Origin of the sequence: Hahella sp. NBU794 (assembly GCF_050749805.1) — a bacterium.
GTDB lineage: Bacteria > Pseudomonadota > Gammaproteobacteria > Pseudomonadales > Oleiphilaceae > Hahella.
Genome location: NZ_CP192738.1, coordinates 307616 through 332445 on the forward strand (window position 1 = coordinate 307616; position 24830 = coordinate 332445).

Genomic DNA, 24830 nt, shown 5'->3' on the forward strand with positions numbered 1-24830 from the left:
GTGTTTTCTTTATAAACACTGAGTACTTTGCTGACTGAACAGCCTCAGGCTCAGCTTTCCTCTTCCTTAAACTCCATATCAATACCGAACTTGGTGAGCAGGCCTTTCTCCGCTTCCAGATCAGCGCTGGTCAGCGGGCGGGATTGCAGCCAGTCTTTCGGAAAAATCAGCGTTAACGATCTTTTGTTCGCTTTCACTTTGACGGAGTCCAGCACTTCGCAGTTACGTGAGTGTTGCAGGACCACCGCAAGTCGCAACGCCACGGCTAATTGCTTCAATGGATCAGCATCTTCCAGCGCGTATTCGTCGAAAACGGTATCCAGAATTTTCCGGCGGTGAACGCGAATCAGCATCGCCAGCGATTGCTGGGTCTGTCGGGAAAATCCCGCCAAGTCGGAATAGCGAATCAGGTAAGCGCCGTGTTTGTGGAATTGAGTATGGGAGATAGCCAGACCGACTTCATGCAGACGCGACGCCCAACGTAGTAGTTCAGTCAGCTCTTCGTTTGGCAGTTTCCACTGCTCCGCGAGCTGCTTCCATAGCGCTACGGCGGTTCCCTCGACGGCGGCGGCATGCTCGCGGTCGATATGATAACGCTCCTGCAGGCTGTTGATGGTGCGCTCGCGCACGTCCTCATGATGGATGCGGCCGATCATGTCGTACAGCAAACCTTCACGCAGGGCTCCGTCGCAGAACTCCATTTCTTCGATTTGCAGCACATCGAACGCCGCCATCAATATCGCCAGTCCCGCTGGGAAAATCGACAGCCGGTCTTTGCGTACGCCAAGCTTGGTAAGCTGGCTGATTTTACCCAGACGTACGACTTCGTCTTTGAGTTTAACCAGTCCATCTGGAGTGATTTTGTGCATTCCCCACTGGTTGTGGGTGAGCACCTGCTCAATAGCCTTGATGGAGCCTGAGGAGCCGACGCAATGGTGCCAGCCGACATTGCGGTAGCGATTGCGTATGTTGAGCAACTCTCGGGAGGCCTCTACAAAGGCGCGGGCGAATTGCAGTTGAGTGATCTTACCGTCGCCGAAAAAGCGATCCCGGTAGGACACGCACCCCATGTGCAAACTTTCCAGCTCTTTGGTTTCAAAGCGCTGGCCGATGATGAATTCGGTGCTGCCGCCGCCGATATCAATGACCAGCCGGTTGTCGGCGTCGTCGGAAAGTGAGTGGGCGACGCCAAGGTAAATGAGTCGCGCTTCTTCCCGTCCGCTTATCACTGAAATGGGGTGGCCGATAAGTTTTTCCGCCCTGCGTATAAAGGCGCGGGCGTTTTTCGCTACCCGTAATGCATTAGTGCCTACAATCTGCACTGCGCCGCGGGGCATGCCGCTGATGCGCTGCGCGAAACGCTCCAGGCAGGCTAACGCCCGATGCTGGGAGGCTTCGTCGAGGAAGTTGCGTGCGTCCAGACCTGCTGCGAGCTGGACTTTTTCGCCTAGTTTCTCCAGCGGCCGGATTTCATTGTGAACCAGCTGGGCGACGACCATATGGAAACTGTTCGAGCCCATATCGATGGCGGCGATCAGCTCCGGAGAAGTAGGCGCCGGAGAGACGGCGTCCGCCGGGGTGGTGGATGATATTGTCATGAACTCTCTTGAAATCCTTGCGCTAAACCTTATATTTAGGAAATCTCGTTTTAGATTGTCAACTTGCTTGCTGAATTAGTCGACCTAAGCGGTCAATTTTCAGTTGTACTGATTGCTCCAATATTAAGGTCAGCCGACCGAAATAAGCCGGCGGAGAATGGAACCACTTCTTTCACAGGACGTCAAAGTCATTTTCCTAACCGGATTTTAAGGTTATTTTTACCAGGCCCACCTTATATAGTAGTCGGTAAAAGCATTCACCTCTTAGCCAGGATTAAATAATGAGCAGCCGAATTGTTAACGTAACTGATGACTCTTTTGAAAGTGAAGTCTTGAAGGCCGATGGCCCCGTGCTGGTGGATTACTGGGCTGAGTGGTGCGGTCCCTGTAAGATGATTGCGCCAGTATTGGAAGAGATCGCGGAAGAATATGGCGATCGTCTGAAAATCTGCAAACTGAATATCGACGAAAATGAAAAGACTCCGCCCAAGTTCAGCATCCGTGGTATTCCAACGCTGATGTTGTTCAAAAATGGCGCTGTAGATGCGACCAAAGTAGGCGCGTTATCCAAGTCCCAGCTGACGGCTTTCCTGGACAGCAACCTTTAATATACGCCCTCTCTGAGCGGGGGGCTGACCCCTGCTCAAAATGCGCGTAATTTTCTGGACGAAGGCTATAATTCAACCTATACTGATTTTGCTTTCAACTTTTTGGCGATAGTCCTCCTTTCGCTGGATTAATAAGTAAAACGATAAACTCTTCCATCTATAACCTAACCCTCTCCAATCAGGTCAACTGTTTTTCGATCCTATGAATCTTACTGAATTAAAAAAGAAACCCGTTCCTGAGCTATTGACCATCGCCGAAGAAATGGGCCTGGAAAATATGGCTCGCTCCCGCAAGCAGGATGTGATTTTCAGTATTTTGAAAAAGCACGCCAAAAGCGGAGAAGACATCTACGGCGATGGCGTTCTGGAAATCCTGCAGGATGGCTTCGGCTTCTTGCGTTCCGCGGACAGTTCCTACCTGGCCGGCCCTGACGACATCTACGTCTCACCCAGTCAAATCCGCCGTTTCAACCTCAGAACGGGCGATACAATCGCCGGTAAGATTCGACCGCCGAAAGACGGCGAGCGTTATTTCGCGCTGTTGAAAGTCAATGAAATCAACTTCGACAAACCTGAAAACGCCCGCAACAAAATCCTGTTTGAAAACCTGACGCCTCTGTTCCCGCAGGAAAGACTGCGTCTGGAAGCCGGCAACGGCAGTACGGAAGATTTATCAGCGCGTATTCTGGATTTGGTCGCGCCTATCGGTAAAGGGCAGCGCGGTTTGATCGTATCGCCGCCTAAAGCCGGTAAGACCCTCCTCATGCAGAATATCGCCCAGTCCATCACCCGCAACAATCCCGAAACCCACTTAATGGTTCTGCTGATCGACGAACGCCCTGAAGAGGTGACCGAGATGCAGCGCACCGTACGTGGTGAAGTGGTTGCGAGCACCTTCGACGAGCCGCCGGCCCGTCACGTTCAGGTTGCTGAGATGGTTATCGAAAAAGCCAAGCGTCTGGTTGAGCACAAAAAAGACGTAGTGATCCTGTTGGACTCCATCACTCGTCTGGCGCGCGCTTACAACACCATTATCCCGTCCTCCGGCAAAGTACTGACCGGTGGTGTGGACGCCCATGCGCTGGAACGTCCCAAGCGCTTTTTCGGCGCCGCGCGGAATGTCGAGGAAGGCGGCAGCCTTACCATCGTCGCTACGGCGCTGATCGACACCGGCTCCAAAATGGACGAAGTGATTTACGAAGAGTTCAAGGGCACCGGTAACCTGGAAGTGCATTTGGACCGTAGAATTTCTGAAAAACGCGTCTTCCCTGCAATTAACATCCGTCGCTCCGGCACTCGCCGTGAAGAGCTGCTGATGTCTGAGGAAGAGCTGCAAAGAGTGTGGATTCTGCGCAAGCTGCTGCACTCTATGGAAGACGATATCGCCGCGGTGGAGTTCCTGCTTGATAAGCTGAAGGACACCAAAACCAACGACGAATTCTTCCAGGCCATGAAAAAGCGCTAAGCGCATGGCTGACCTGAGATGAGTTTAAGCCCCTGTCGCCCACCGGCGCAGGGGTTTTCTTTTATCCGCTGCGCCTATATTGTGCGCCTATGAATCCATCGATCCCAGCCTGTCTATATCGAATCTTATGAGTCTGCAATACCGAGATCTGCGAGACTTCATCCGTATATTGGAACAACGCGGCGAGCTGAAACGCATCACTGCGGAAGTCGACCCCCATTTGGAAATGACCGAAATCTGCGACCGTACGCTGCGGCGTGAAGGTCCGGCTTTGTTGTTTGAAAATCCCCGCGGCTACTCAATTCCTGTTCTTGGAAACCTGTTTGGTACGGCTGAGCGCGTGGCGTTGGGCATGGGCGCGGAAAGCGTCGAGAGTTTGCGGGAAATTGGCAAACTATTGGCCTTTCTGAAAGAGCCGGAGCCGCCCAAGGGACTGCGTGATGCCTGGAGCAAGCTGCCAATATTCAAGCAAGTAATGAATATGGGGCCGAAAGAAGTCAGCTCCGCCCCTTGTCAGGAAGTGATTATTGAAGGCGATGACGTCGACCTCTATCAATATCCGATTCAAACCTGCTGGCCGGGAGACGCCGGCCCGCTGGTGACCTGGCCATTGGTGATTACGCGCGGTCCTAACAAGACGCGCCAGAACCTGGGGATCTATCGCCAGCAACTGATTGGCCGCAACAAACTGATCATGCGCTGGCTGTCGCACCGTGGCGGCGCTCTCGACTACCGCGAGTGGCGGGAAGCGCATCCCATGGAGCCGTTCCCGGTCGCAGTGGCTTTGGGCGCCGATCCGGCGACAATTCTGGGCGCAGTGACGCCGGTGCCGGATACATTATCAGAGTATGCTTTCGCGGGCTTACTGCGAGGCAACAAGACAGAGGTGGTGCGTTGTATCGATAGTGATCTGCAGGCGCCAGCCAGCGCGGAGATCGTGCTGGAGGGAGTCATTCACCCGGGAGAAATGGCCCCGGAAGGTCCCTTTGGCGACCACACAGGTTACTACAACGAAGTAGATCGTTTCCCAGTGTTCACCGTTGAGCGCATTACGCAGCGGAAGAAGCCGATTTATCACAGTACCTATACTGGACGACCTCCAGATGAGCCTGCGGTGTTGGGCGTCGCTCTGAACGAGGTGTTTGTGCCAATCTTGCAGAAGCAGTTTCCGGAAATCGTCGATTTCTATCTGCCGCCGGAGGGCTGCTCTTATCGCATGGCGGTAGTGACCATGAAGAAGCAGTATCCCGGTCACGCCAAACGGGTGATGATGGGCGTCTGGTCGTTTCTGCGTCAATTCATGTACACCAAGTTTGTGATCGTCACGGACGATGACGTCAACGCCCGTGACTGGAAGGACGTCATCTGGGCCATTACGACGCGCATGGACCCTGCGCGGGACACCGTCATGGTGGAGAATACGCCTATCGATTACCTGGACTTTGCTTCGCCAGTATCAGGGTTGGGTTCCAAAATGGGCCTGGACGCCACTAACAAGTGGCCCGGCGAGACGCAGCGGGAATGGGGCCGCACTATCCAGATGGACGCGGACGTTAAAGCGCGCGTCGATGACCTCTGGTCGCAGCTGGGTATTGACTAAGGATCTGCTGATGCGTCATCGCCTGCGCTTTCAACCTTCCAACCATGAGTTTGATGCGGGTGAAGGCGAGACGATATTGGCGGCGGCGTTGCGACAGGGATACAAGATTCCTCATGCGTGTGATAATGGCGTTTGTCATATCTGCGCGGCCAGACTTCTAAAAGGAGAGGTTGCGGGCGGCGCTGGAGAATCAGGGCGTCGGCGCTTGGGTGCAGATGAAGTTCTATTATGCAAAGCGACGCCTGCGGGCGATTGTGAGTTTGAATTAAGACGGATTTGGGGACCAAACGAATTGGAAACAAAAACATTGGCGTTTCAAATTAAGGCGGTCACTGCGCTGTCCGACGATGTGTATCAAGTGCAATTGCTGGCCCCTGCCGGCGCATTGCCGGAATTCTTCGCCGGTCAATACCTGGAGCTGTTGGTTCCAGACGTCGAGGCGGCTTTCTTTTCCATTGCGAATACGCCAGGAACCAGGGAAGTTGAACTGCATATCCAGGTTCACCAGGAGAGCCGCAGCGCTCTGTCGATCTATCAATACCTGACCTCTGAGTCCGTGGTGCGCGCTCGTTTGCCGTTGGGGAAGTGTTTTATCTCCGGCGTTCCCGATATGGATGTCACTCTGATCGCCGCAGGTACCGGGTTTGCGCAAATCAAGTCCATCGTTGAGTATCTGCTGGCGCAAGGGTTTGACCGTAAGCTGTCTATATATTGGGGCGTAAGGCAGTCGCAGGAGATGTATGCCCGCGATCTGCCCGAAGACTGGGCCGAACGCTATGAGAATATCTCTTTCACGCCAGTGATGGCGGATAACCGCGATAACGAATGGCAGGGCCATCATGCGGAACTGGTGCGTGCGGTGCTGGCCGAACGGCGGAATTGGGATAACAGCCTGGTTTATGTGAGCGGCTCGCCGACGATGGTGTATACCGCGATGGATGCGCTGGCTCCATTGGGGCTACCCAATGAGCAGTTCTTTTCGGATGTGCTGGAGTATGCGCCCAGGGGCTGACGCCCCTGGATGAGTGTGGATCAGGCGCTGCGTCGTTGCGACTTCGGCGACGGCAGATCAGGCAGTTTGGCGCTGTCCTGTAGCGCCTGAATAAAGTATTCATTACTGGCTTGAGGCTGGTCCATGGCCGCCAGCAAGCGCGCCAGTTCATAGTAAGTTTCCCGGCGACGTTTCAGTTTCAGGCTCGCTTCAAAATACTCTTTGGCTTTGCTCCAGCGTTCATTTCTCAAGCTTAGACGTCCCAGCGCGAGCAACAGGCTGGCGTCATTGGGGCGCTCTTTCAGCCAGTGTTCCGCAGCCAGTAATTGCTCCGCTACATTGCCGCCGGCGATCTGTCCATACAGATCAATCAGGATGTCGCTCCAGTGCTGTTTCAACGCCTTGCGCAGAAGCGTTTCCGCCTGTCCGCCAGCGCCAAGCCGCATCAGTTGTGACGCATAGGCGTAGATGACGTGGGGATTCTTGCGCAGGTTAGCGGGCATGCGATCCCAGATGGCGTTCAATGGCTCGCTGTTGAACTCGCCTTTGCGGGTCCGCAACGCTTCGTCACAGGCTTGTCGCAGTAGATTGAGCCAAGTTTCCAACTCCAGCTTTTCCACCTCGTCGTCTTTCAGCACCTTGTATTTGCGCAGCTCCGGCAAGATCTCACTCATCTTCTGCCAGTCATTCAGGCGGGTGTAAACCTGCTGCAATAACTTCAGCACGAAAGGATGGTGGGGCGTTTTCTTTCGCAGGTTCAACAAGGTGGACAGGCACTGTTCCAACTGCCCGCGGGCCAGCTGCAATTGCGCTTGAGTCACGCCGATGGCGACGTCGCCGCCAGGCGTGTTGTCGAACGCTTTCTTTAGAAATAAGTCGCTTTCTTTTTCATTGCCCAGTTCATTGGCGGCCTGTGCGGAGGCGAGGTAGTTGATCAGAGGCGTGTCGGATTGCTCCGCACTGCCGGACAAAAATTTCTGCGCCTGCTTCCAGTTGCCCTCTGCATAGTGCAGCAATCCGCGAATGGTATTCTGCTGCGCCCGGCTGTATTTACGCTTCTTGCGCCATTGCCGCCAGCCGGCTCTGACTGCAAGAGTGGTCGACAGGGTTCTGAACAAATAGTGCAGGGCGAAGTAAAACCCGATCAATAGGGCGAAAGCGATCCAGACGTTGGTCTCCACCAGCCAGTTCAGCCAGGAGACGCGCACATAACCTGCGTCCAATTGCACTAAAAAGCCCAGCGCCACGCCGATGGCGAGGGATATCAGCAGCACCAGCGCATAGAAATTCATGAGGCCAGCTCCTTGTGGTCCAGAGTGAGCGCGCCGGTGGCGGGTTTACCGCCACGCTTGTACAAGGACTCCATCAGGTTTTTCAGCATACGCAAGGACGTGGAGATATCCGGTAACTCTGGGTCGATGGGCTCTTTCTTCAGCTGTTGCAGGTTTTCCAGCAGGGCCTTGGCGGAGGCGTTGTTGATGACGAAATAATCCGCCACCCACTTCTCTGCTTTTTCCAGACTGTGCACGTAAACGTCCTGGTTTTTCTCCAGCAGCGAGAGTTCCGCCTGCTCCAGCATCATGCGGAGATTCTGGCGCAGATAGTAAATTTGCTCTGGCGCCAGCAGCGGCTCAACGGGAGCATCCAGGCGACGAATAGAGAAGTACTTCTCGAGTTTGCCCATGGAAGCCAGCGCGCTGTCGTACCAATGGCTTTCGCCGCTTGGCGTTGGCGTTTCCTCAGGAACCGGGTTGTCGCTGAGCATGACGGTATCTTTCAGGAACAGGCGCTGATCCAGGTTTTCCACCTGATTGATCAGGGCTTCCAGACGCAGGTAGATACCTTGACGATCAATGTCCGCAATGGCCTGCAGGCTGACGATTTCTTCCGCCAAAGCCTTGCGCACGGGATAGGCGGCGACTTCTTTTGTCTCCGCCAGCACTTGGTCTGCAGCCTGTAAAATAGCGAGGGAGCCGACGTAGTCTTTCTCCATGTGCAGACGTTGGTTAGCGAGACGCAGCAGATATTCGGCTTCGGCGAACAGCCAGTCGATGCGGCCGGTTTCGCCTTTGCTCAGCAGATTTCTCGCGGTCTGGTCCATCATCTGCTGCAACTGGGTCTGACTCTCACGCTGTTTGGCGACGGCGGCGTCCAGTTTGTCCAGGCGGTCCTGATAACGCCGCCCCACTTCGTCCGCAAGCTGTTTTCCTGCTTGGCTCTGGTCCATAGCGCGGTCGAGCTTGGCTTGCCAGGTCTGCATATAGGTCCAAAACCAACCGGCGCCAACGCCCATAACCACTAGGAGGACAAGAATCGCCAGCCATAAAGGCCAGGTCTTAGGCTCTTTCGCCGCTACAGGTGGTGATGCGGGCGGCGGGGGAGATAATGGCGGCGGCGTTGGTTTGGACACAGGCTCTTTGACCGTGTCTTCCGCCTTGATGGATGGCTGTTCTGGTTCTGGTGCGGTGGATTCGGTTGTAGGCGCTTCCACGCTGTCTTTTTCTGCGCTGGCTTCCGGCCGAGACAAAGTAAATGACGCGGACAAGCCTGCGTCGGTCTCTGTGACGCTTTCCTTGGCGCTGGCGGGTTCCATTCCGGGTTCAGGAGAAGTCGAGGGCTCCTGTTCCAGAGCGGACTTTTCCTGCTCCGGCTGTTCTGATTTGTTTGGTTTTGCTTCTTCCGTCACACTCGTTCCTACCCAGTAATCTAAGTAATCAACGCGCCTGCAGGCAACGGCGACCCTCCTTCAATAGAGAAGGGTTAACATGCCGTTTTGAGGAGGGCCAGTAAGGCCTCGTCGGATAACTCCGGCGCGATTTTGTAATTCAGACGGTTCTCCTGCGCCAGGGTGGCGACTCTGGCGCTGGGGATGACGAACAACGTGTCGCCCCAGGCGTAACCGATATTCTGGCCCAGTTGGCAAAGGTGCAGAAGAGTCTCGCCGGACAACGTGACGATGACCTCCGGGCGCCATTGCTTGAGGGCTTCGTTTAAATCATTCGGATCATATTCCAGCGCTTTACGCTCATATAATTCCAAGGTGGCGACATGCGCGCCACGCTCCTGCATGGTTTCTGCTAACAACTCGCGTCCGCCGCAGCCCTTCACAATCAACACTCGCATGGGGGGCTCGTCTTCGTTGCGCGCCTGCAAACCGGGATGTTCCAGTAGTTGCTCGGAAGCGCAGCCTTGCTCAGGCGTGTTGACCGTCAGTCCATAGCTGCGTAGCGGCGCGGCGCTGCTCTCGCCGATGGCGAACCAGCGCACGCCCTGTGGCGCTTGCGGCCAGTAAGCGTCTATCAATTCCAGCAGTAGACGCGACGCATGTTTACTCACGCAGATCACATGAGTATAGCGATCCAGATCGAGGATGCAGTCTTTTATGGCTTGTGTTTCGGGCAGCGGCTCAATGGCGATGGCCGGCAACACCCGAACTTCCGCGCTGCTTTGCTCCAACAGCGCGCGTAAGGAATCGTTTTCTCCCTGAGGGCGGGTCAACAGCACTCTGAGGCCGCTCAGCTCCTGACTAAGAGTGGTTTCCATACACGGCTTCCAGAATTTTTCCTGCTCCTTGTTGCAATAGACGCTCGGCCAGCTCCGTGCCGAGGGTTTCCGCTGCGGCGACAGGCCCTTTCACTTCGTCACGGAGCACTTGCACTCCGTCCGGGCTGCCTACTAAGCCGCGTAATCTCATTTGGTCGCCGGTAATTTCAGCATAGCCGGCGATGGGAACCTGACACCCTCCTTGCAGGCGGTGATTCATGGCTCTTTCCGCCGACACCCGCGCGCTGGTTTCCGCATCCTGCAATGGTGCGATAAGCGCCATGGCTTCAGGATCGTCGAGACGGCATTCAATGCCAAGCGCGCCCTGTCCGACAGCGGGCAAACTGACTTCCGGCGTCAGCTCTTCACGGATGCGATCGGCGAAGCCCAATCGCTTCAGTCCGGACGCGGCAAGAATAATGGCGTCAAAGTCGCCGGCGTCGAGCTTGGCCAGACGGGTATTGACGTTACCGCGCAGGGAAACGATTTTCAGATCCGGTCGCCGCTCGGAAAGCTGGCACTGTCGGCGCAGGCTGGAGGTGCCCACGACGGCGCCCTCAGGCAATTCATCCAGGCTGGCGTAGTGATTACTGACAAACGCGTCGGTCGGAGTCTCGCGCTCCAGGATCGCCCCCAGGCCCAGACCGGGAGGGAACTCCATGGGAACGTCTTTCATGGAGTGGACGGCGATATCGGCGCGACCCTCCAGCATGGCTGTCTCCAGCTCCTTGACGAAGAGCCCTTTACCGCCGACCTTGGCGAGCGGCGTATCCAGAATAATGTCGCCTTTGGTGGTTAGTCCGAGCAATTCGACGGTCAATCCGGGGTGTAACGCCTCAAGGCGTTGTTTGACGTGCTCCGCCTGCCATAGCGCGAGCGCGCTTTGACGTGTGGCGATCACAAGGTGCTGTTTCGGCATAGTTTAAAATTGCGCTAATTGTGTCGTATCCGGCGAAAAAGTCAGTTGAAATTACACGTAAATCCAACCGCAGGCGCTAGCATACTCATTTTCCCGCCGCTTGTCTTTGCTGGAGGTCGATCAGGTCGGCTGCGCCAGGAATTGTTTGACCTCGGTCACTAGGCGTCGGCTGACGGGAAGCGCTTCTCTCACGCCCCGCAGGCGCACTTCGTAATGGCCGTCGTGGCGGCGTTGCAGTATTTCTATGTAGTGGCGGTTGATCAGTGTATTGCGGTGGATGCGCAGAAAATGGGGATTCAGGGCTTGCTCCAGCTCTTTCAGCGGCTGGTCGCTGAGCGTTTCCCCTTGTGTATGAAACACCGTCACATACTTGTGTTCTGCTTGCAGATAAAGGATGTCGCTGATTTTAATGCGCTCTATGCCGCGACTGCTGCGGCACACCACCGCTGGCTCCTCGTCCTGCCCGTTAATCTCTTGCTTCAGGCTTTGCAACTGAGCGCGATTCACTTGCGTGGCGTTTTGCAGGGCGCGCATCAGGTCCTCGCGGCGGATAGGTTTGAGCAGATAGTCCTGCGCGCGCACCCGGAACGCCTGGATGGCGTATTCGTCATAGGCGGTGGTGAAGATGACGGCGGGTGGTTGAGGGTGTTGCGCCAGCTCCGCCGCCACTTCCAGGCCGTCTTTTCCGGGCATGCGAATATCAAGCAGGACAATATCCGGGGTGTGGAGGCGGATGCGCTCCAAGGCTTCATCCCCCTCGGCGGCTTCCGCGCAGACCTCATAATGAGTGTCCAGCAGTAATCGCTTCAGGCGCTCTCTGGCCAGGGGCTCGTCGTCGACGATGATCACTTTCGTCATATCGCATTCATGAGTTCAAGGAGTTGCATGTTATAGCCTATAGCCGCTCAGCTTCTTTTATGTAAAGGCGCGCGCATAGTGGCGGTAAAGCGGCCGTCCATCTGACTGGTTTTCAGCACCGCCTGATCGCCGAAAAACGCCTGCAGACGGCTGCGTATATTTTGCATGGCGATGCGGTTGCCTTTGTGTCCCTGGCTTGGATCGCCGTTATGCACAGGGTTGCTGATCAAGACATACAGCCAGGACCCCTGCTCGTAAGCGGTGATGGTGATGAGTCCGCCTTCCGCCGAGGGCTGTACGCCATGATAAACCGCATTTTCCACTAACGGCTGAATGCTCAATGGCGGCACTCGGGCGGCGTCGGATAAATTGCGCATATCCCATTTAACTGTCAGTCGCTCGCCGAGACGGAGTTGTTCAATGCGCAGATAGCGTTCGCAAAGAGCCAGCTCTTCTTTCAACGGCGCCAGGGACGAGGACTCTTTCAGCGCCGCCCGAAACAGCTCAGCCAAATCCAGCACCGCCTCTTCCGCCTCATGGGGATTGATCGGTATCAGCCCGGCAATGGAGTTCATACTGTTGAACAGGAAGTGCGGGCGTATCCGCGCCTGCAACGCCTGCACCCGGGACTCCAGCTCTGATTTCTGCTGCAGGTGCCAGAGGTGCTGGAGATAGAAATAACGCAGGATAATCCCGGTTAGGATCGCGCTGATCGCCACCGCCTGCACCACAAACCAGAAGCCTGATCCAGGCTCTTCCAATGCGCCTTTGCGGAACAGGGCGTTAGCGAGCATGGCGTAGATGAGCGTAATGGACGGGGCGATCAGGTAAGCGACCAGAGCCTGCCGCGACATGCTCCAGCCTGCGCCGAGTATGCGCAGACGACACAGAATCAGCGCGCTGGTCAGCACCACCCACAACATGAATAACGAGGTGAGCGCGAAATAGTCCCAGTCGAAATGACCGGGACCGGCGTAGATCAGCGTAAACAACAGCGCGCAAAGTCCCGTGGCGATCACCATCAAGAGGACCGCTTGAACATTGCAAAGCTCTGGTAGAAACACCCCTGGCGGGTGCGAAGACTTGGGGGACTGCTCCATTTTTGTGCCGTCAAAGCTGGTTGGCGAATACAAACGCCCCGACCCGTCGCCTTGCATGTCTACAGAGCGCGGGAAACTGTTATAATCGCGGGCCTTTACCTATCATGCCACAGGTTGGGCATGGGTTCCGTGCGCTTCGATTCATTTCCAAGTATGAGGCAACTTGACCATCATGACAAAGCAGGACACTACCGATAAGCTCTGGGGCGGCCGCTTCACAGAAGCCACCGACGCCTTCGTAGAACGTTTCACGGCCTCCGTGGATTTCGACAGGCGCATGTATCATCACGACATCCGCGGCTCTATCGCTCACGCCACCATGCTGGCCAAAGTCGGGGTGCTGACTGAAGAAGAACGCGACCAGATCATCAATGGGTTACGTGAAATTGAAGCGGAAATCGAAGCCGGCGCATTTGAATGGTCGGTCAAACTGGAAGACGTGCACATGAACATCGAAGCGCGCCTGACCCAGAAAATCGGCATTACTGGTAAAAAACTGCATACCGGTCGCTCACGTAATGATCAGGTGGCGACGGATATTCGTCTGTATCTGCGCGATGAAGTTGATGTCATCGCCGCTGACCTTCTGCGTTTGATCGCCGCCCTGGCGGATCTGGCGGAGCGTGAGGCGGACGCCATCATGCCCGGGTTCACTCATTTGCAGACTGCACAGCCGGTAACCTTTGGACATCACATGCTGGCCTGGGCGGAGATGCTGAAGCGCGATTTCAGCCGTTTGCTGGACTGCCGGGAGCGTTTCAACGTCTCGCCGTTGGGCGCGGCTGCGCTGGCGGGCACTACTTATCCTATCGATCGTCAGTACACCAGTGAGCTGCTGGGCTTCAACGGACCGGCGGAGAACTCTCTGGATGCGGTCAGTGACCGGGATTTCGCCATCGAGTTCTGCAGTTTCGCCAGCTTGCTGATGATGCACCTATCTCGTTTCTCTGAAGAGCTGGTGCTGTGGACTTCCGCTCAATTCAACTTCATCAACCTGCCTGATCGCTTCTGCACAGGCTCTTCCATCATGCCGCAGAAGAAAAATCCGGACGTGCCTGAACTGATTCGCGGCAAGAGCGGTCGCGTGAGCGGGCACCTCATCAGCCTGTTGATGTTGATGAAAAGCCAGCCGCTGGCTTACAACAAAGACAATCAGGAAGACAAAGAGCCGCTGTTCGACGCCATCGATACGGTCAAGGGCTGCCTGAAAGCCTATGGCGATATGATGCCGGCGGTGTCGGTCAATCGTGACTCCATGGCGGAATCGGCGCGTCGCGGTTTTTCCACTGCAACGGATCTGGCGGATTATCTTGTGCGCAAAGGTTTGCCCTTCCGCGATGCTCATGAAGTCGTCGGCAAGGCGGTGGCGCTGGGCGTTTCCAGCGGCAGAGACCTGAGCGAAATGAGTCTGGAGGAGCTGCGCCAGTTCAGCACCGATATTGATGCGGATGTGTTCGAGGTACTGACGTTAGAAGGTTCCGTCAACGCCCGGAATCACATTGGCGGTACGGCGCCGGAACAGGTGCGCGCCGCTGTGACCCGTACGCGGGAATGGCTCAAACGCAACACTGAGATGTAAATCTGCCGCGTTTGATCGCGGTTTCGCCCGGGTGGTTTAACTGACCCGGGCCTTTACATTCCTTTGCCTAATAAATACCGACCGTCGCAAACGCAACGCGCCGCCCCCGCTATACTCTATGCATGAGTTACCGGCGCAGCCTAAATCCCGATTACACCGAAGGCGTGGACCGCAAAGTCCTGAAAACGCTATGTCAGCGTTTCATCACTTTGGTGGAACATCGTTTACAACGCACCCGTCTGGCGCTGACGCCAAGACAGCAGGTTGTGTTGGAGCTATTGCCGTTGCTTTTTCATGTCAATCACCCCTTGCTGCCGGGCTACGTTTCCCGCACCACCCCCCATCGACTGGTTAACTATGAACCAGATAAGAACATTGTCGCCCAGGCGCAGCGTCTCAGTCGGTCCTTCAATTATCGTGAGCCGGCGCGCCATCATGGAGATATCACCAGCCTCTATCTAATGGGCAGCACCGGTTCGATCGCCCATTCCGGGGGCAGCGATTTTGATGTCTGGCTTTGTCATCGCTCTGATTTGGACGCCACGGCTCTTATGGAGCTGCAACGCAAAGCGGATTTGGTGTGCCAATGGGCGATGGAGATGGGCTCGGAGATGCACATTTTTCTGATGGACGCGGAGGCGTTTCGCAGCGGCCGTCATGAGGCCACCGCCGACTCTGAAGATTGCGGCACTGCCCAGCATTATTTGTTATTGGATGAATTTTACCGCACCGGCATCTGGCTGGGCGGCGCTTATCCTTTATGGTGGCTGATTCCACCAGATCAGGAGGCGAACTACGCTGAGTTGGCGGAGCTGCTGCTGGAGAAGCGTTTCATCAAGCCCAAGGATTACATCGACTTTGGCGGCTGCGCCCGGATTCCACCCAACGAGTTTGTCGGCGCCGGCATGTGGCAGCTTTATAAAGGCATCGACTCTCCGTATAAGTCGGTGCTCAAACTGATGCTGGTGGAATCTTACGCCAAAGATGAGGACACTCTGCCTAACCTCAGCTTGGCGTACAAACAGGCCATCTTCGCGGATACGCTTGACCCCGATGAGCTGGACCCCTACGTCATGGTATATCGGCGCCTGGAGCAATCGTTGCAATCCCAGCGTGAGCAAGGACGTCTGGATCTGGTGCGGCGCAGCTTTTATTTGAAGATCGGCGAGCGCCTGTCGGTTTTCGTTCCAGAAAGAGAAAAGTCATGGCGTCGCAAAGTCATGGAAAAGCTGACTCATGAATGGGAGTGGTCAGAGCGGGAATTGCGTTATCTGGACGGCCGCAGCGCATGGAAAGTGGATCAGGTGATTCAGGAAAAGCGCGCAGTAGTCAATGAACTCACCGGCTGTTATCGATTCTTGTCCTCCTATGCGCGGGAGAAGGGTTTGGCGGCGGCGATCAGCGCACGCGATATTAACTTGCTTGGCCGTAAACTCTATGCGGCTTTCCAGCGTAAGGCCGGCAAAGTCGAGATGATCAATCCGGGTATCGCTCCAAATCTGTCAGAAGACAATCTGGCGTTTCATCATCTCAGCAGCCAGGCCATTGGCGCAGCAGGCAATGGTTGGCTGTTGTATCGCAATCTGTCCAACCCCATGGACGCGGCATTCAATCCTGCCGTCAAACGTTCAAACAGCCTCATTGAGTTGCTGGTCTGGGCGTATTGCAATGGCCTGCTGGACCGCAGCACCAGCGTTAGTCTGGCCTCAGGAGAGAGCCACGCCAGCCAGTATGAGTTGCAGCAGATCATCTCCAGTTTGCGCTCACTGATCAGCCTGCCGCTACCGGAGGTGACGCAACAGGACTATCGCGCCAAAGCCAAACTGCGCGCAACGCTGGTGTATGTAAATGTCGGCGTCGATCCTATGGCGGATCTGAGTCGCCGCGGTCTGCACAAGCTCAGCAACCGCAACGATGCGCTGGGCTACGCCTCCGAGCGAGCCAACCTGGTGGTGACGCTGGATCAGGTCATCATCAATAGCTGGAACGAGGTGATGGTGCAGCGTTATGAGTCCGGCGACACCTTGGTGCAGTGCCTGAAAAACTACCTTGCCGCGCTGGCGGAGAGCGAACAGTTTGGCGCAGGGCTGCCGCAGCTGTCTGTGCTCTGTTATTGCCCAACCCGGGCGGGGGCGATCGCGCAGCGGGTCAGCCAGCTGTTTCAGCAAGTGGTGGCCTGTTATTTCAGCGCCAAGGAGCGTGCGCGCAGTCGCTATATTCTGCAGATGGAAGACCGTTACTTCGTGCTGCAATTTGTCGACGACCAGCCCCGGTTCACTGCATTGGACGACTACGTCGGGCTGTGTGAGTTTCTGGCGCAGCCGCAAAAGCATTACAGCTCGATTGTCGTGGATGACTATGCATTGAGCGAAGATGTGCTGCGCGCCGTATTCGCCCGTATGCGCCCGCATGCCGTGCAGGTGTTTTACCTGAGTCAGGGGCGTATTACCGATATTTATGTGATTGACGAGAAAGGCTCGCTGTTGGTGTATCGGGAGACGGGTTCCGACATCAATGTGCTGTTGGGGTCGTTGAAGCAATTTTTGCTGGGAGTGCAGGAACGCAAGCAGATGCATGACTCCCTGGCGGATGACGGCGCTGGATTCCTTGAAGTGGAGTTTTATCAGTTACAGCCGGGGAAACCGGAGTACCGGACTGAAAAACGGGATATCAGTCTGCATAAAGGCTTTGGCGATTATGTGGAGATACAGGCGATCGGGGCCTACGAGAACGGCCGCGAGCTGGATTTCAATCTCTACTGTGAGCACAAGGAATTCACGGTGCTGGAACATGGCGGCCGGGTAGCGGCGGCGCTGGCGCATTATTTAAGCAGCCGCTTCCGTAACAGCGCTGCATTACCCGGCTATATCATCGACCTCAGTTTGCCCCACGATCTGGAGCGCGAGGAATACCAGAGTCATCTACAGACCACTCAGTATCTGCAATATAAAGTGGTGCTTGAGCGCGAGATCCGCACGGCCCGCACTGACGGCGGCGCGATGGCGGCGCCGAACATGAATCCCGCCGCAGCCAGATAAGCGGCGCCAACGGGATTTACCACCGTATCGTTTACTTTCCTCACAACGCCGTCGCCCGGCGGCGGTTCTATTGTGTTCAGGACTGTTTCTATTGTGTTACTGCGCCGTTATACTGGCGAAATTTGATTAATTCCGGGATGGGTTATGCGCGCAATCGGCGTGATCTTGTTGGTATACGCTTCTACTTGGTTAATGTCCTGCGGTCAGAAAGGTCCTTTGCAACTACCTGATCAGCAGACATGGCGGAGCGGGGACGTCCGCATTGAGTTGAAAGCGCCGTCGGGGTTTTGACCTCGGCCAGGATCAGGTCCGGCCACTGAGTCGTCAGGGGCCAGAGCGACACCCGTTCCGCAGCTTGAGTTGACCTATGGACCACTTTGAATATCGCAATCATCAGCTCTTCGCTGAGGACCTTTCCGTTCAGGAAATCGCCGAACATTACGGCACGCCTTGCTATATCTACTCCCGGGCCACGCTGGAAAGGCATCTGAAAGCCTATCAGACTGCGATGGACGGCTATCCCCATATGATTTGCTACGCCGTCAAAGCGAACTCCAATCTCGCAGTATTGAATGTACTGGCGCGATTGGGCGCGGGTTTCGACATCGTTTCCATAGGCGAAATGGAGCGGGTGCTGGCGGCGGGCGGCAAGCCAGAGCGAATTGTCTTCTCCGGCGTCGGTAAGCTGGAGCATGAAATGCGCCGCGCGCTGGAAGTCGGCGTGCATTGCTTCAATGTGGAGTCCGCGCCTGAGCTGGAAAGATTGCAACAGGTCGCTGCGGATATGGGCAAAAAAGCGCCAATCTCCATTCGCGTCAATCCAGATGTGGACCCGCAAACGCATCCTTACATCTCCACTGGACTTAAAGAAAACAAGTTTGGCGTCAGCATTGATGAAGCGCTGGAGCTTTATCGCTCAGCGGCTGTGTCGCCGCACCTGGACGTCATTGGTATTGACTGCCATATCGGTTCGCAACTTACTCAGATCAGTCCGTTCCTGGATGCGCTGGAGCGCGTGTTGAATATCATTGAGACATTGCGCAACGAAGGCATTCGCCTCAAGCATCTGGATTTGGGCGGCGGCCTGGGCGTCACCTACAACCAGGAAACGCCTCCGCATCCCAACGAGTACGCCCGCGCCGTCATGGAGCGCCTGAAAGGCAGCGGCCTGACGCTGGTGCTGGAGCCGGGGCGTTCTATCGCCGCTAACGCTGGCCTGATGGTCACCCGCGTAGAGTACCTGAAGCATAACGGCCACAAAGATTTCGCTATCGTTGATGCGGCGATGAACGATCTGATTCGCCCGTCTCTGTACGGGGCCTGGCAGAATATCGTGCCGGTGCGGCAGCACAGCGAAGGCAAAGAAGCGCGTTATGATATTGTCGGCCCGGTATGCGAAACCGGGGACTTTATTGGCAAAGAGCGTCTCTTAAACCTGAAACCAGGAGACCTGTTGGCGGTGCGTTCCGCAGGGGCTTATGGTTTCGTGATGAGTTCCAACTACAACTCTCGCGGTCGCGCTGCAGAGGTGATGGTGGATGGCGACAAGCATTACCTCGTGCGTCGTCGCGAAACTATCGAGGAGTTGTTCGCGGGAGAGTGCGCGCTGCCGGAGAGCGCTTCGGTAAAACCTGCATAAAAGTGAGCTGAAATGTTAATAAAGTTCACCAAAATGCATGGTTTGGGCAACGACTTTATGGTTGTCGATCTGATTTCCCAGCATGCGCACTTCCGTCCGGAGCAAGTGCGTAGACTGGCCGATCGCAACTTTGGCATAGGCTTCGACCAGTTGCTGATCGTTGAGCCGCCGGGACGTCCCGATGTGGATTTCAGATACCGTATTTTCAATGCCGATGGTTCTGAAGTGGAGCAATGCGGCAATGGCGCTCGTTGTTTTGCGCGCTTTGTTAAAGAAAACCGCCTGACCAACAAGAAAAGCATCCGTGTGGAGACCAAAAAGGGAGTCATCGAGCTGGTCGTTAACAAGGATGGCTTGGTGACTGTGGATATGGGCGCGCCCAGACTGACTCCGGAGGATATTCCTTTTATCGCCGATTCACAGGAGTCGATTTACCCGATCGAAGTCAACGGCGTGATGTATGAGATCAGTGCGGTATCCATGGGCAATCCACACGGCGTACTGGTGGTGGATGATGTAAATAAAGCCCCGGTGCACAAATTGGGCAAAGCGTTGGAAAATCATCCGCGCTTTCCAGAACGCGCCAATATCGGATTTTTACAGGTGGTTCACCGCCGTTTTGCTAAGCTTAGAGTGTTTGAGAGAGGCGCGGGAGAAACCTTGGCCTGCGGGACTGGCGCCTGCGCGGCGGTGGTGGCGGGCAGGCTGCGCGGCCTGTTGGATCGCAAGGTGGAGATCAAGCTGCCAGGCGGCAACCTCAAGATAAGCTGGGAAGGCGAGGGCCATCCGGTCATGATGACCGGGCCGGCAGTGCGCGTTTTTGATGGTCAGGTAAGGATATAGCTCGGCAGGGACACTGACAGGAATAAAATAGACGGACTATTAATACAAACGTCAGGCATACAACCGGAACTCGCTAGCCCTGATGGGCGCTAAACAGAGTTCCGGCAGTGGAGTGGTGAATGAATAATCAGGCAAAGCGCAGTGACGAAAATCCGGCGCTGACAGCAGAAGCTGTGGTGGCTTACCTGCGTGAGCACCCCAACTTTTTTGTTGAGCATGAAGATCTGCTCAATGAAATAAGGCTGCCGCACCGGTCCGGCGCGGCGATTTCCCTGGTTGAGCGACAAATCAGCCTGTTTCGGGAACAACGCGATCATTACGAGCGGCAGCTGTACGACTTGATTGATACGGCGCGTCAGAACGACCGTTTCTTTGAAAAGAGCAAACGTTTGCTGATGAACTTGCTGGAGGCGCGTTCTCTAGACGAAGTGGTGATTGTGCTGGAAGACAGCTTCACCGGCGACTTCCAGGTGGATTTCTGTAGCTTGGTGCTGTTCGCCGAGCATAAAGACTTCCCGATCAGCAATGTTTCCACTGCTTCGCTGACGGAATGCTCCGATGCGCTGGGCGAAGAGCTGCTAAACAGCGTCAAGGCGGTTTGCGGCAATATGGAGCCCAAGCAGCTGCAGGTTTTATTTCCTCACAATCATGCTGAGATTGCGTCCTGCGCGGTTATTCCCCTTAGGTACGGCGATTTGCTGGGAATGCTGAGTATCGGCAGTCGCAATGAGCGTTATTTCAATACCAGTATGGGGTCGTTGTTCCTGTCATATATCAGTGAGTCTCTTAGCCGGATGCTACCGCCTTTATTGGCGAAAGAGGGGCGGGGAGACGAGCATTTCCCGGATTAGTCACTGGTTGCGAGTCTTGCGGTCGGAGAGCCCTCAATGAGCTTGTCCACACAAGTAGAGGCGTTTATTGCCTATCTGCATAGCGAACGCCGCTATTCCGTGCATACCGTCAGCAACTACAATCGAGATCTACGACGCGTCGTCGCGTATTGTGAAGCCAGTGGCGTTACTACATGGAAAGACCTGCATACGCCACAGCTACGTCAGGCTCTCAGCGAGTTTCACAGACGAGGACTCGGTAGCCGCTCCCTGCATCGTTTGCTGTCTACCGTCAGACGTTTTTACGAATACCTCTTGCGAGAGCGTGTCGTATACGAAAACCCCGCCAATGGCGTACGCGCTCCGAAAATGACCAAACGCTTACCGGCGACTATGGACGTCGACCAGGCCAAGCAGCTGTTGGATTCGCCAGTAGAAGACGAAGAACTGGAAATACGCGATCAGGCGATCGCCGAATTATTCTATACATCCGGCATGCGCTTGAGCGAGTTGGCGGGGCTGGACTTGACGCATTTAGACTTGAGCGAGGGCTTGGCCAGAGTGCTGGGTAAAGGCGGTAAAGAGCGTCTGGTGCCCGTTGGCGGTCAGGCCCGCAAGGCGCTGCAGGATTGGCTGCAGGCGCGTGCGTCGCTGGCGGGAGCGGGAGAGCCGGCGGTCTTTGTCAGTCTGCGAGGAACCCGTTTGTCCCGCCGCAGCATACAAGTCCGGCTGCGCCAATGGGCGCAAAAGAAAGGCTTCAGCGGTCGCTTGTATCCTCACTTATTTCGCCACTCTTGCGCCAGTCACCTGTTGGAATCCAGTGGCGACCTGCGAGCCGTACAGGAATTGCTTGGGCACGCCGATATCTCTACTACGCAGATCTATACCCATCTGAACTTCCAGCATCTGGCGGAGGTCTACGACAAAGCCCACCCTCGCGCCCGCAAGCGTAAGTCCGATTAGTCTTTACGCCGAGACCGTTCTCCCTAAAAAAACGGCCCTAACGTCCGCATTTGCGACCGCCTCTTGGTTAGCGTTCAATGTTTTAGAAACCGCCTATACTCATAGTGAACCGGGTAAGCATTGATGACTGTCTGCCCGACGCTGGCTTTACTTTACGTTCAGTGTCCAGGTGTCCGAGGATTACTGAATGCACTGCTAACATCATGAAAAATAAATCCTTTCTTCATGGCTTCTGAAAACGATCGTTGGAAAAAAAAGTATTTCGATAAGCTGGATGAGTTCGAGCAGTTGGAGTCCGGGCTTAAAGAACGCATTCATGTACTGGAGCGTATTGTTGTCCGCGTCAGCTTGGCGGCGGAAGGCGTGGACAAAGATCTTGACCGGGAACTGGAAGCGCTGCGCAACATTCTGAGAAGAGAAAACGGAAGCTCGCGTGAGCTGAATCAACAGCTGGAAACCATAGAGAAACGCGTGTTGGCGCTGGATCAGCACAAGCAGGCGATCTCCAGTGGCGTGTTGGAGGCCTTGGGGGAATTAATAGAGCAGCTGTTGCAGCAGAATGTTTCGCGTGAGGCGCGCAAGCAGCTAAAGAGATATGGCAAACAACTCAGGGATCGAGTGGAGGATCTGCGACATTATCCGCAGTTATTGAAGGAGTTTTCGCAGCTGCAAGCGGCGGCGCTGCAGGAGCTGTTTACCGACTCAGATGGACGTAAGGACAAGAAAGAAGGCTTTTTAAGCCGGCTATTCGCTAATCGTGAAGGCGGCGGAGAGAGCGTTGCACAAGAAGAGCTGGAAGACGAAACTGCAGTTCCGCCGCAGCAACCGCCCCCTCAGGATCCAGAAGAGAGTCGCTATGCACTGGAAGTAGGGCAGGACGCAGCGGCGACCACTTTAGGCGGGGAAAACTTCGAACCTGGCTTTTCCGCAATCGCCGATCATGTGTGCACGTCTTTGAATCATCTCATTGATCAGTTGGTGTTGCCGCCAAACATGCTGGGAGATTCAGAGAAACTAAAGAACAAAATCAGCGCGGGCCTGAACTGGTATGAGCTGGCCCCAACACTGGACGATGTGGCTGCGCTGGCGATTGCGGCGGTCGGTCGGGGACAACGGGAGTTTGAGAGTTTCCTGAAGGCACTGGATGAACGCTTGGCGAGCATTCAGAATTTTCTGCAGGGAAGCCAGGCTAATGTCCAGGAGTCGCGAGATAACAATGCGGAGCTGGAAAAAAGCGTGCGGGAGCAAGTGACTTCCATGCAGGAAAACGTGAGGGGAGCGACAGACATAGACTCGTTGAAATGCTCTGTGCAGCACAACCTGGATACGCTGATTTCTTCCATCGATCGTTTCATGCACAAAGAGGCTGATCGAGAGGCGCGTCTCAGCGAAGAAGTTGAACTGCTGCACCATCGTCTGCGGGAATTGGAGAGCGAGTCCGGCGAAGTACGCGAACGTTTGGAGATAGAGCGCGCCAGGGCGCTTACAGACGCCCTCACAGCGCTTCCGAACAGAGAAGCCTATGAGAATCGCGTGCGCGATGAATTTGAGCGCTGGCGGCGTTATGGTAATCCTCTGACGCTAGTGGTGGCGGACATCGACCGTTTCAAAGAGGTGAATGACAAGTTCGGACATCTTGCGGGAGATAAAGTCATTCAACTGATAGGCAAGGAGATCTCACGGCGAATACGCAAAACGGATTTTATCGCCCGCTATGGCGGTGAGGAGTTTGTCGTCCTGTTGCCAGAGACGCCAGCCAGTATAGCTGCGGAAGTGATGGATAAGACCCGTGAGATGATCTCCCGGCTACCCTTTCATTTTCGTAATGAAAAAGTTCGCATTACCATGTCCTTTGGCGTCTGCGAGTTTCACGGCGACGCAACGGTGCAGGGGGTGTTTGAGAAAGCGGATCAGGCGCTTTACAAAGCTAAGCGTGGCGGCCGTAATCAGGTGCAAATTGCGGGGGTATGAAGCGTAAGCATTTTGCCTTTTGCAATAGCCGGTTAGTTATAGGCGTTAGTTTTTAGTATGCACTCCGTCACGGTTCTGCTAATGGGATAGTCCTTTCGGGTTAGGTTAAACGGGATGAATCATCCTTCGGGCTTATTGTTTGGGTCGTAAACTTATGTAACATTTTGTGATTAGCTAAGTGGATAGTTAGCATTAATCTAATGTTGCTTATAGGGTTTCCCCATGTCACGCGAGTCCTCCAAACATCAAGACGCAGGTCTGTTTAAAAGACTCTTGTCAAAGCTTGGATTAGCGAATGGTCGTTCTGGCGGCCGGGATGGAGCCCAAATCAATTATGAACTCAATTGGGAAATGAGCGCCATGGAGGCGTTGCGGGTGAGTACGCTCGGCTACGCCTCACCAGCAGCCACAAGTAAACTGGTGTCTTCGCAAAGCGAGACGCTGAAACCGACCGCTCATTCCGATATGCCGACGTCGCAACCGGCAATGTCGCCAGCCAAACAAGCCGTGAGGCCAGATGCGCAGTCTGTTATGGTGGTGGATGCTTCCGACAACCTGCATGCGACGCTCGACAAATTATTTGAACACATGGGCGTGCGGTTAGTTTCCGCACGCAGCGGCGCTGAAGCGCAGCGCCTTATAAATACGATCAAGCCCGCTTTGATTTTGGTGGACGCCGCCCTCCCGGATATGGAATGGGCGCGTTTGGCGACTTGGATTCGCCGTAACGAACAGCTTACTGAATCCCCCATCGTGTTGATGGCGGAGGACGATAGGGAGTTAGAGCATGTGTCTCATCCCTGGCTGGAGATCAACGACTTTCTGCTCAAGCCGTTCAACTTATATGGCTTGCAGGATATGTTAAGTAAATACTGTCGGCTTTCGGCGAATGTCGCTAAACCGGCGGTGCGTGGCGTACTGGGGTTGGTGGTCGATGACGATGAGCAGCGTTTGGTGTTACGACGCTTTCTTAGTCGCAAAGGCTATCATGTACCGGTAAGTTGCTCGCCGGACGCCAGGGAGTGCTGTCTGTTATTAAATGGCTCCAAGGAAGTAACCAGTTGGCTCGTACAGATACAGGACGAGGATAAATGTATCGAGGTCGTTAGCGAATTCGACTCGCTCTATGATGCGCCAGTGCTAGTGGGACTGGAAATGGCGCTCGACAGTTCTCAGACCGGCAAGGAGCGTGGGAACTGGGAGTCGAGACTGCTGGACAAGTTGTCCAGAGTGGCGGCCAAGGATGAACTGGATGCCGCTTAAGACATCGAACAGGTCAAAAAAA

At 55.2% G+C, this 24830-nt stretch carries 20 protein-coding genes; 13 read left to right on the plus strand and 7 right to left on the minus strand.

Annotation, left to right across the window (positions count from 1 at the left end; all coding sequences use genetic code 11):
- Positions 1–50 precede the first annotated feature (50 nt).
- Positions 51–1598, minus strand: a complete 1548-nt coding sequence (gene ppx / locus ACQYWX_RS01350) for an exopolyphosphatase (protein ID WP_431687628.1) — start codon at positions 1596–1598, stop codon at positions 51–53.
- Positions 1599–1879: 281 nt separating this feature from the next.
- Here ppx and trxA point away from each other — a divergent pair, with 281 nt between their 5' ends.
- From trxA to ACQYWX_RS01370, 4 genes are all read left to right on the plus strand, one after another.
- Positions 1880–2206 carry a thioredoxin TrxA gene (gene trxA / locus ACQYWX_RS01355; protein ID WP_011394274.1) on the plus strand — a complete coding sequence of 109 codons (327 nt, stop codon included), beginning with the start codon at positions 1880–1882 and terminating at the stop codon, positions 2204–2206.
- A gap of 202 nt (positions 2207–2408) precedes the next feature.
- Positions 2409–3671: a transcription termination factor Rho gene (gene rho / locus ACQYWX_RS01360; protein WP_011394275.1), complete on the plus strand. Its 1263-nt coding sequence runs from the start codon at positions 2409–2411 to the stop codon at positions 3669–3671.
- A 127-nt stretch (positions 3672–3798) separates the two neighbouring features.
- The gene (ubiD, locus tag ACQYWX_RS01365; RefSeq protein WP_431687629.1) at positions 3799–5271 is read left to right on the plus strand and encodes a 4-hydroxy-3-polyprenylbenzoate decarboxylase; all 1473 of its coding nucleotides are present in this window, start codon (positions 3799–3801) and stop codon (positions 5269–5271) included.
- Positions 5240–6283, plus strand: coding sequence for a CDP-6-deoxy-delta-3,4-glucoseen reductase (locus ACQYWX_RS01370; RefSeq protein ID WP_431687630.1), 1044 nt, complete (start codon positions 5240–5242; stop codon positions 6281–6283). Before ubiD ends, ACQYWX_RS01370 begins: the two co-directional genes overlap by 32 nt.
- Positions 6284–6303: 20 nt before the next feature.
- On the opposite strand, the gene ACQYWX_RS01375 is transcribed toward ACQYWX_RS01370, so the two are convergent.
- The 6 genes from ACQYWX_RS01375 to ACQYWX_RS01400 form a co-directional block, all read right to left on the minus strand.
- Positions 6304–7554: a heme biosynthesis HemY N-terminal domain-containing protein gene (locus ACQYWX_RS01375; protein ID WP_279500256.1), complete on the minus strand. Its 1251-nt coding sequence runs from the start codon at positions 7552–7554 to the stop codon at positions 6304–6306.
- A complete protein-coding gene (locus ACQYWX_RS01380; RefSeq protein ID WP_431687631.1) occupies positions 7551–8948 on the minus strand; it encodes a uroporphyrinogen-III C-methyltransferase in 1398 nt (465 codons plus the stop codon). The genes ACQYWX_RS01375 and ACQYWX_RS01380 overlap by 4 nt, the downstream gene beginning before the upstream one ends.
- Before the next feature lie 74 nt (positions 8949–9022).
- Positions 9023–9805: a uroporphyrinogen-III synthase gene (locus ACQYWX_RS01385; protein ID WP_216735476.1), complete on the minus strand. Its 783-nt coding sequence runs from the start codon at positions 9803–9805 to the stop codon at positions 9023–9025.
- A complete protein-coding gene (hemC, locus tag ACQYWX_RS01390) occupies positions 9789–10724 on the minus strand; it encodes a hydroxymethylbilane synthase (RefSeq protein WP_431687632.1) in 936 nt (311 codons plus the stop codon). Before hemC ends, ACQYWX_RS01385 begins: the two co-directional genes overlap by 17 nt.
- A 120-nt stretch (positions 10725–10844) precedes the next feature.
- On the minus strand, positions 10845–11582 hold the full coding sequence (locus ACQYWX_RS01395) for a LytR/AlgR family response regulator transcription factor (protein ID WP_431687633.1): 738 nt from the start codon (positions 11580–11582) through the stop codon (positions 10845–10847).
- Positions 11583–11629: 47 nt separating this feature from the next.
- Positions 11630–12682, minus strand: coding sequence for a sensor histidine kinase (locus tag ACQYWX_RS01400; protein ID WP_431687634.1), 1053 nt, complete (start codon positions 12680–12682; stop codon positions 11630–11632).
- A gap of 172 nt (positions 12683–12854) precedes the next feature.
- Here ACQYWX_RS01400 and argH point away from each other — a divergent pair, with 172 nt between their 5' ends.
- From argH to ACQYWX_RS01445, 9 genes are all read left to right on the plus strand, one after another.
- Positions 12855–14261, plus strand: a complete 1407-nt coding sequence (gene argH, locus ACQYWX_RS01405) for an argininosuccinate lyase (RefSeq protein ID WP_431687635.1) — start codon at positions 12855–12857, stop codon at positions 14259–14261.
- A gap of 122 nt (positions 14262–14383) precedes the next feature.
- A complete protein-coding gene (locus tag ACQYWX_RS01410) occupies positions 14384–17299 on the plus strand; it encodes a class I adenylate cyclase (RefSeq protein WP_431687636.1) in 2916 nt (971 codons plus the stop codon).
- Positions 17300–17491: 192 nt separating this feature from the next.
- A complete protein-coding gene (locus ACQYWX_RS01415; RefSeq protein ID WP_431689490.1) occupies positions 17492–17590 on the plus strand; it encodes a lipoprotein in 99 nt (32 codons plus the stop codon).
- A gap of 76 nt (positions 17591–17666) precedes the next feature.
- A complete protein-coding gene (gene lysA, locus ACQYWX_RS01420; protein WP_431687637.1) occupies positions 17667–18938 on the plus strand; it encodes a diaminopimelate decarboxylase in 1272 nt (423 codons plus the stop codon).
- Between the two features lie 12 nt (positions 18939–18950).
- Positions 18951–19781 (plus strand): diaminopimelate epimerase, encoded by an 831-nt coding sequence (dapF, locus tag ACQYWX_RS01425; protein ID WP_431687638.1) that lies wholly within the window; start codon positions 18951–18953, stop codon positions 19779–19781.
- 119 nt (positions 19782–19900) lie between these two features.
- Positions 19901–20632: a DUF484 family protein gene (locus ACQYWX_RS01430; RefSeq protein ID WP_216735484.1), complete on the plus strand. Its 732-nt coding sequence runs from the start codon at positions 19901–19903 to the stop codon at positions 20630–20632.
- Positions 20633–20668: 36 nt separating this feature from the next.
- Positions 20669–21574, plus strand: coding sequence for a tyrosine recombinase XerC (gene xerC, locus ACQYWX_RS01435; protein WP_431687639.1), 906 nt, complete (start codon positions 20669–20671; stop codon positions 21572–21574).
- A gap of 225 nt (positions 21575–21799) precedes the next feature.
- Positions 21800–23545, plus strand: coding sequence for a diguanylate cyclase (locus tag ACQYWX_RS01440; RefSeq protein WP_431687640.1), 1746 nt, complete (start codon positions 21800–21802; stop codon positions 23543–23545).
- Between the two features lie 222 nt (positions 23546–23767).
- Entirely contained in the window at positions 23768–24808 is a 1041-nt protein-coding gene (locus ACQYWX_RS01445; protein ID WP_431687641.1) for a response regulator, read from the plus strand.
- Positions 24809–24830 lie beyond the last annotated feature (22 nt).

Coding starts and splice junctions, on each gene's coding strand:
- ppx (WP_431687628.1), bottom strand. CDS start 1,598: ATGACAATATCATCCACCACCCCGGCGGACGCCGTCTCTCCGGCGCCT.
- trxA (WP_011394274.1), top strand. CDS start 1,880: ATGAGCAGCCGAATTGTTAACGTAACTGATGACTCTTTTGAAAGTGAA.
- rho (WP_011394275.1), top strand. CDS start 2,409: ATGAATCTTACTGAATTAAAAAAGAAACCCGTTCCTGAGCTATTGACC.
- ubiD (WP_431687629.1), top strand. CDS start 3,799: ATGAGTCTGCAATACCGAGATCTGCGAGACTTCATCCGTATATTGGAA.
- ACQYWX_RS01370 (WP_431687630.1), top strand. CDS start 5,240: ATGACCTCTGGTCGCAGCTGGGTATTGACTAAGGATCTGCTGATGCGT.
- ACQYWX_RS01375 (WP_279500256.1), bottom strand. CDS start 7,554: ATGAATTTCTATGCGCTGGTGCTGCTGATATCCCTCGCCATCGGCGTG.
- ACQYWX_RS01385 (WP_216735476.1), bottom strand. CDS start 9,805: ATGGAAACCACTCTTAGTCAGGAGCTGAGCGGCCTCAGAGTGCTGTTG.
- hemC (WP_431687632.1), bottom strand. CDS start 10,724: ATGCCGAAACAGCACCTTGTGATCGCCACACGTCAAAGCGCGCTCGCG.
- ACQYWX_RS01395 (WP_431687633.1), bottom strand. CDS start 11,582: ATGACGAAAGTGATCATCGTCGACGACGAGCCCCTGGCCAGAGAGCGC.
- ACQYWX_RS01400 (WP_431687634.1), bottom strand. CDS start 12,682: ATGGAGCAGTCCCCCAAGTCTTCGCACCCGCCAGGGGTGTTTCTACCA.
- argH (WP_431687635.1), top strand. CDS start 12,855: ATGACAAAGCAGGACACTACCGATAAGCTCTGGGGCGGCCGCTTCACA.
- ACQYWX_RS01410 (WP_431687636.1), top strand. CDS start 14,384: ATGAGTTACCGGCGCAGCCTAAATCCCGATTACACCGAAGGCGTGGAC.
- ACQYWX_RS01415 (WP_431689490.1), top strand. CDS start 17,492: ATGTCCTGCGGTCAGAAAGGTCCTTTGCAACTACCTGATCAGCAGACA.
- lysA (WP_431687637.1), top strand. CDS start 17,667: ATGGACCACTTTGAATATCGCAATCATCAGCTCTTCGCTGAGGACCTT.
- dapF (WP_431687638.1), top strand. CDS start 18,951: ATGTTAATAAAGTTCACCAAAATGCATGGTTTGGGCAACGACTTTATG.
- ACQYWX_RS01430 (WP_216735484.1), top strand. CDS start 19,901: ATGAATAATCAGGCAAAGCGCAGTGACGAAAATCCGGCGCTGACAGCA.
- xerC (WP_431687639.1), top strand. CDS start 20,669: ATGAGCTTGTCCACACAAGTAGAGGCGTTTATTGCCTATCTGCATAGC.
- ACQYWX_RS01440 (WP_431687640.1), top strand. CDS start 21,800: ATGGCTTCTGAAAACGATCGTTGGAAAAAAAAGTATTTCGATAAGCTG.
- ACQYWX_RS01445 (WP_431687641.1), top strand. CDS start 23,768: ATGTCACGCGAGTCCTCCAAACATCAAGACGCAGGTCTGTTTAAAAGA.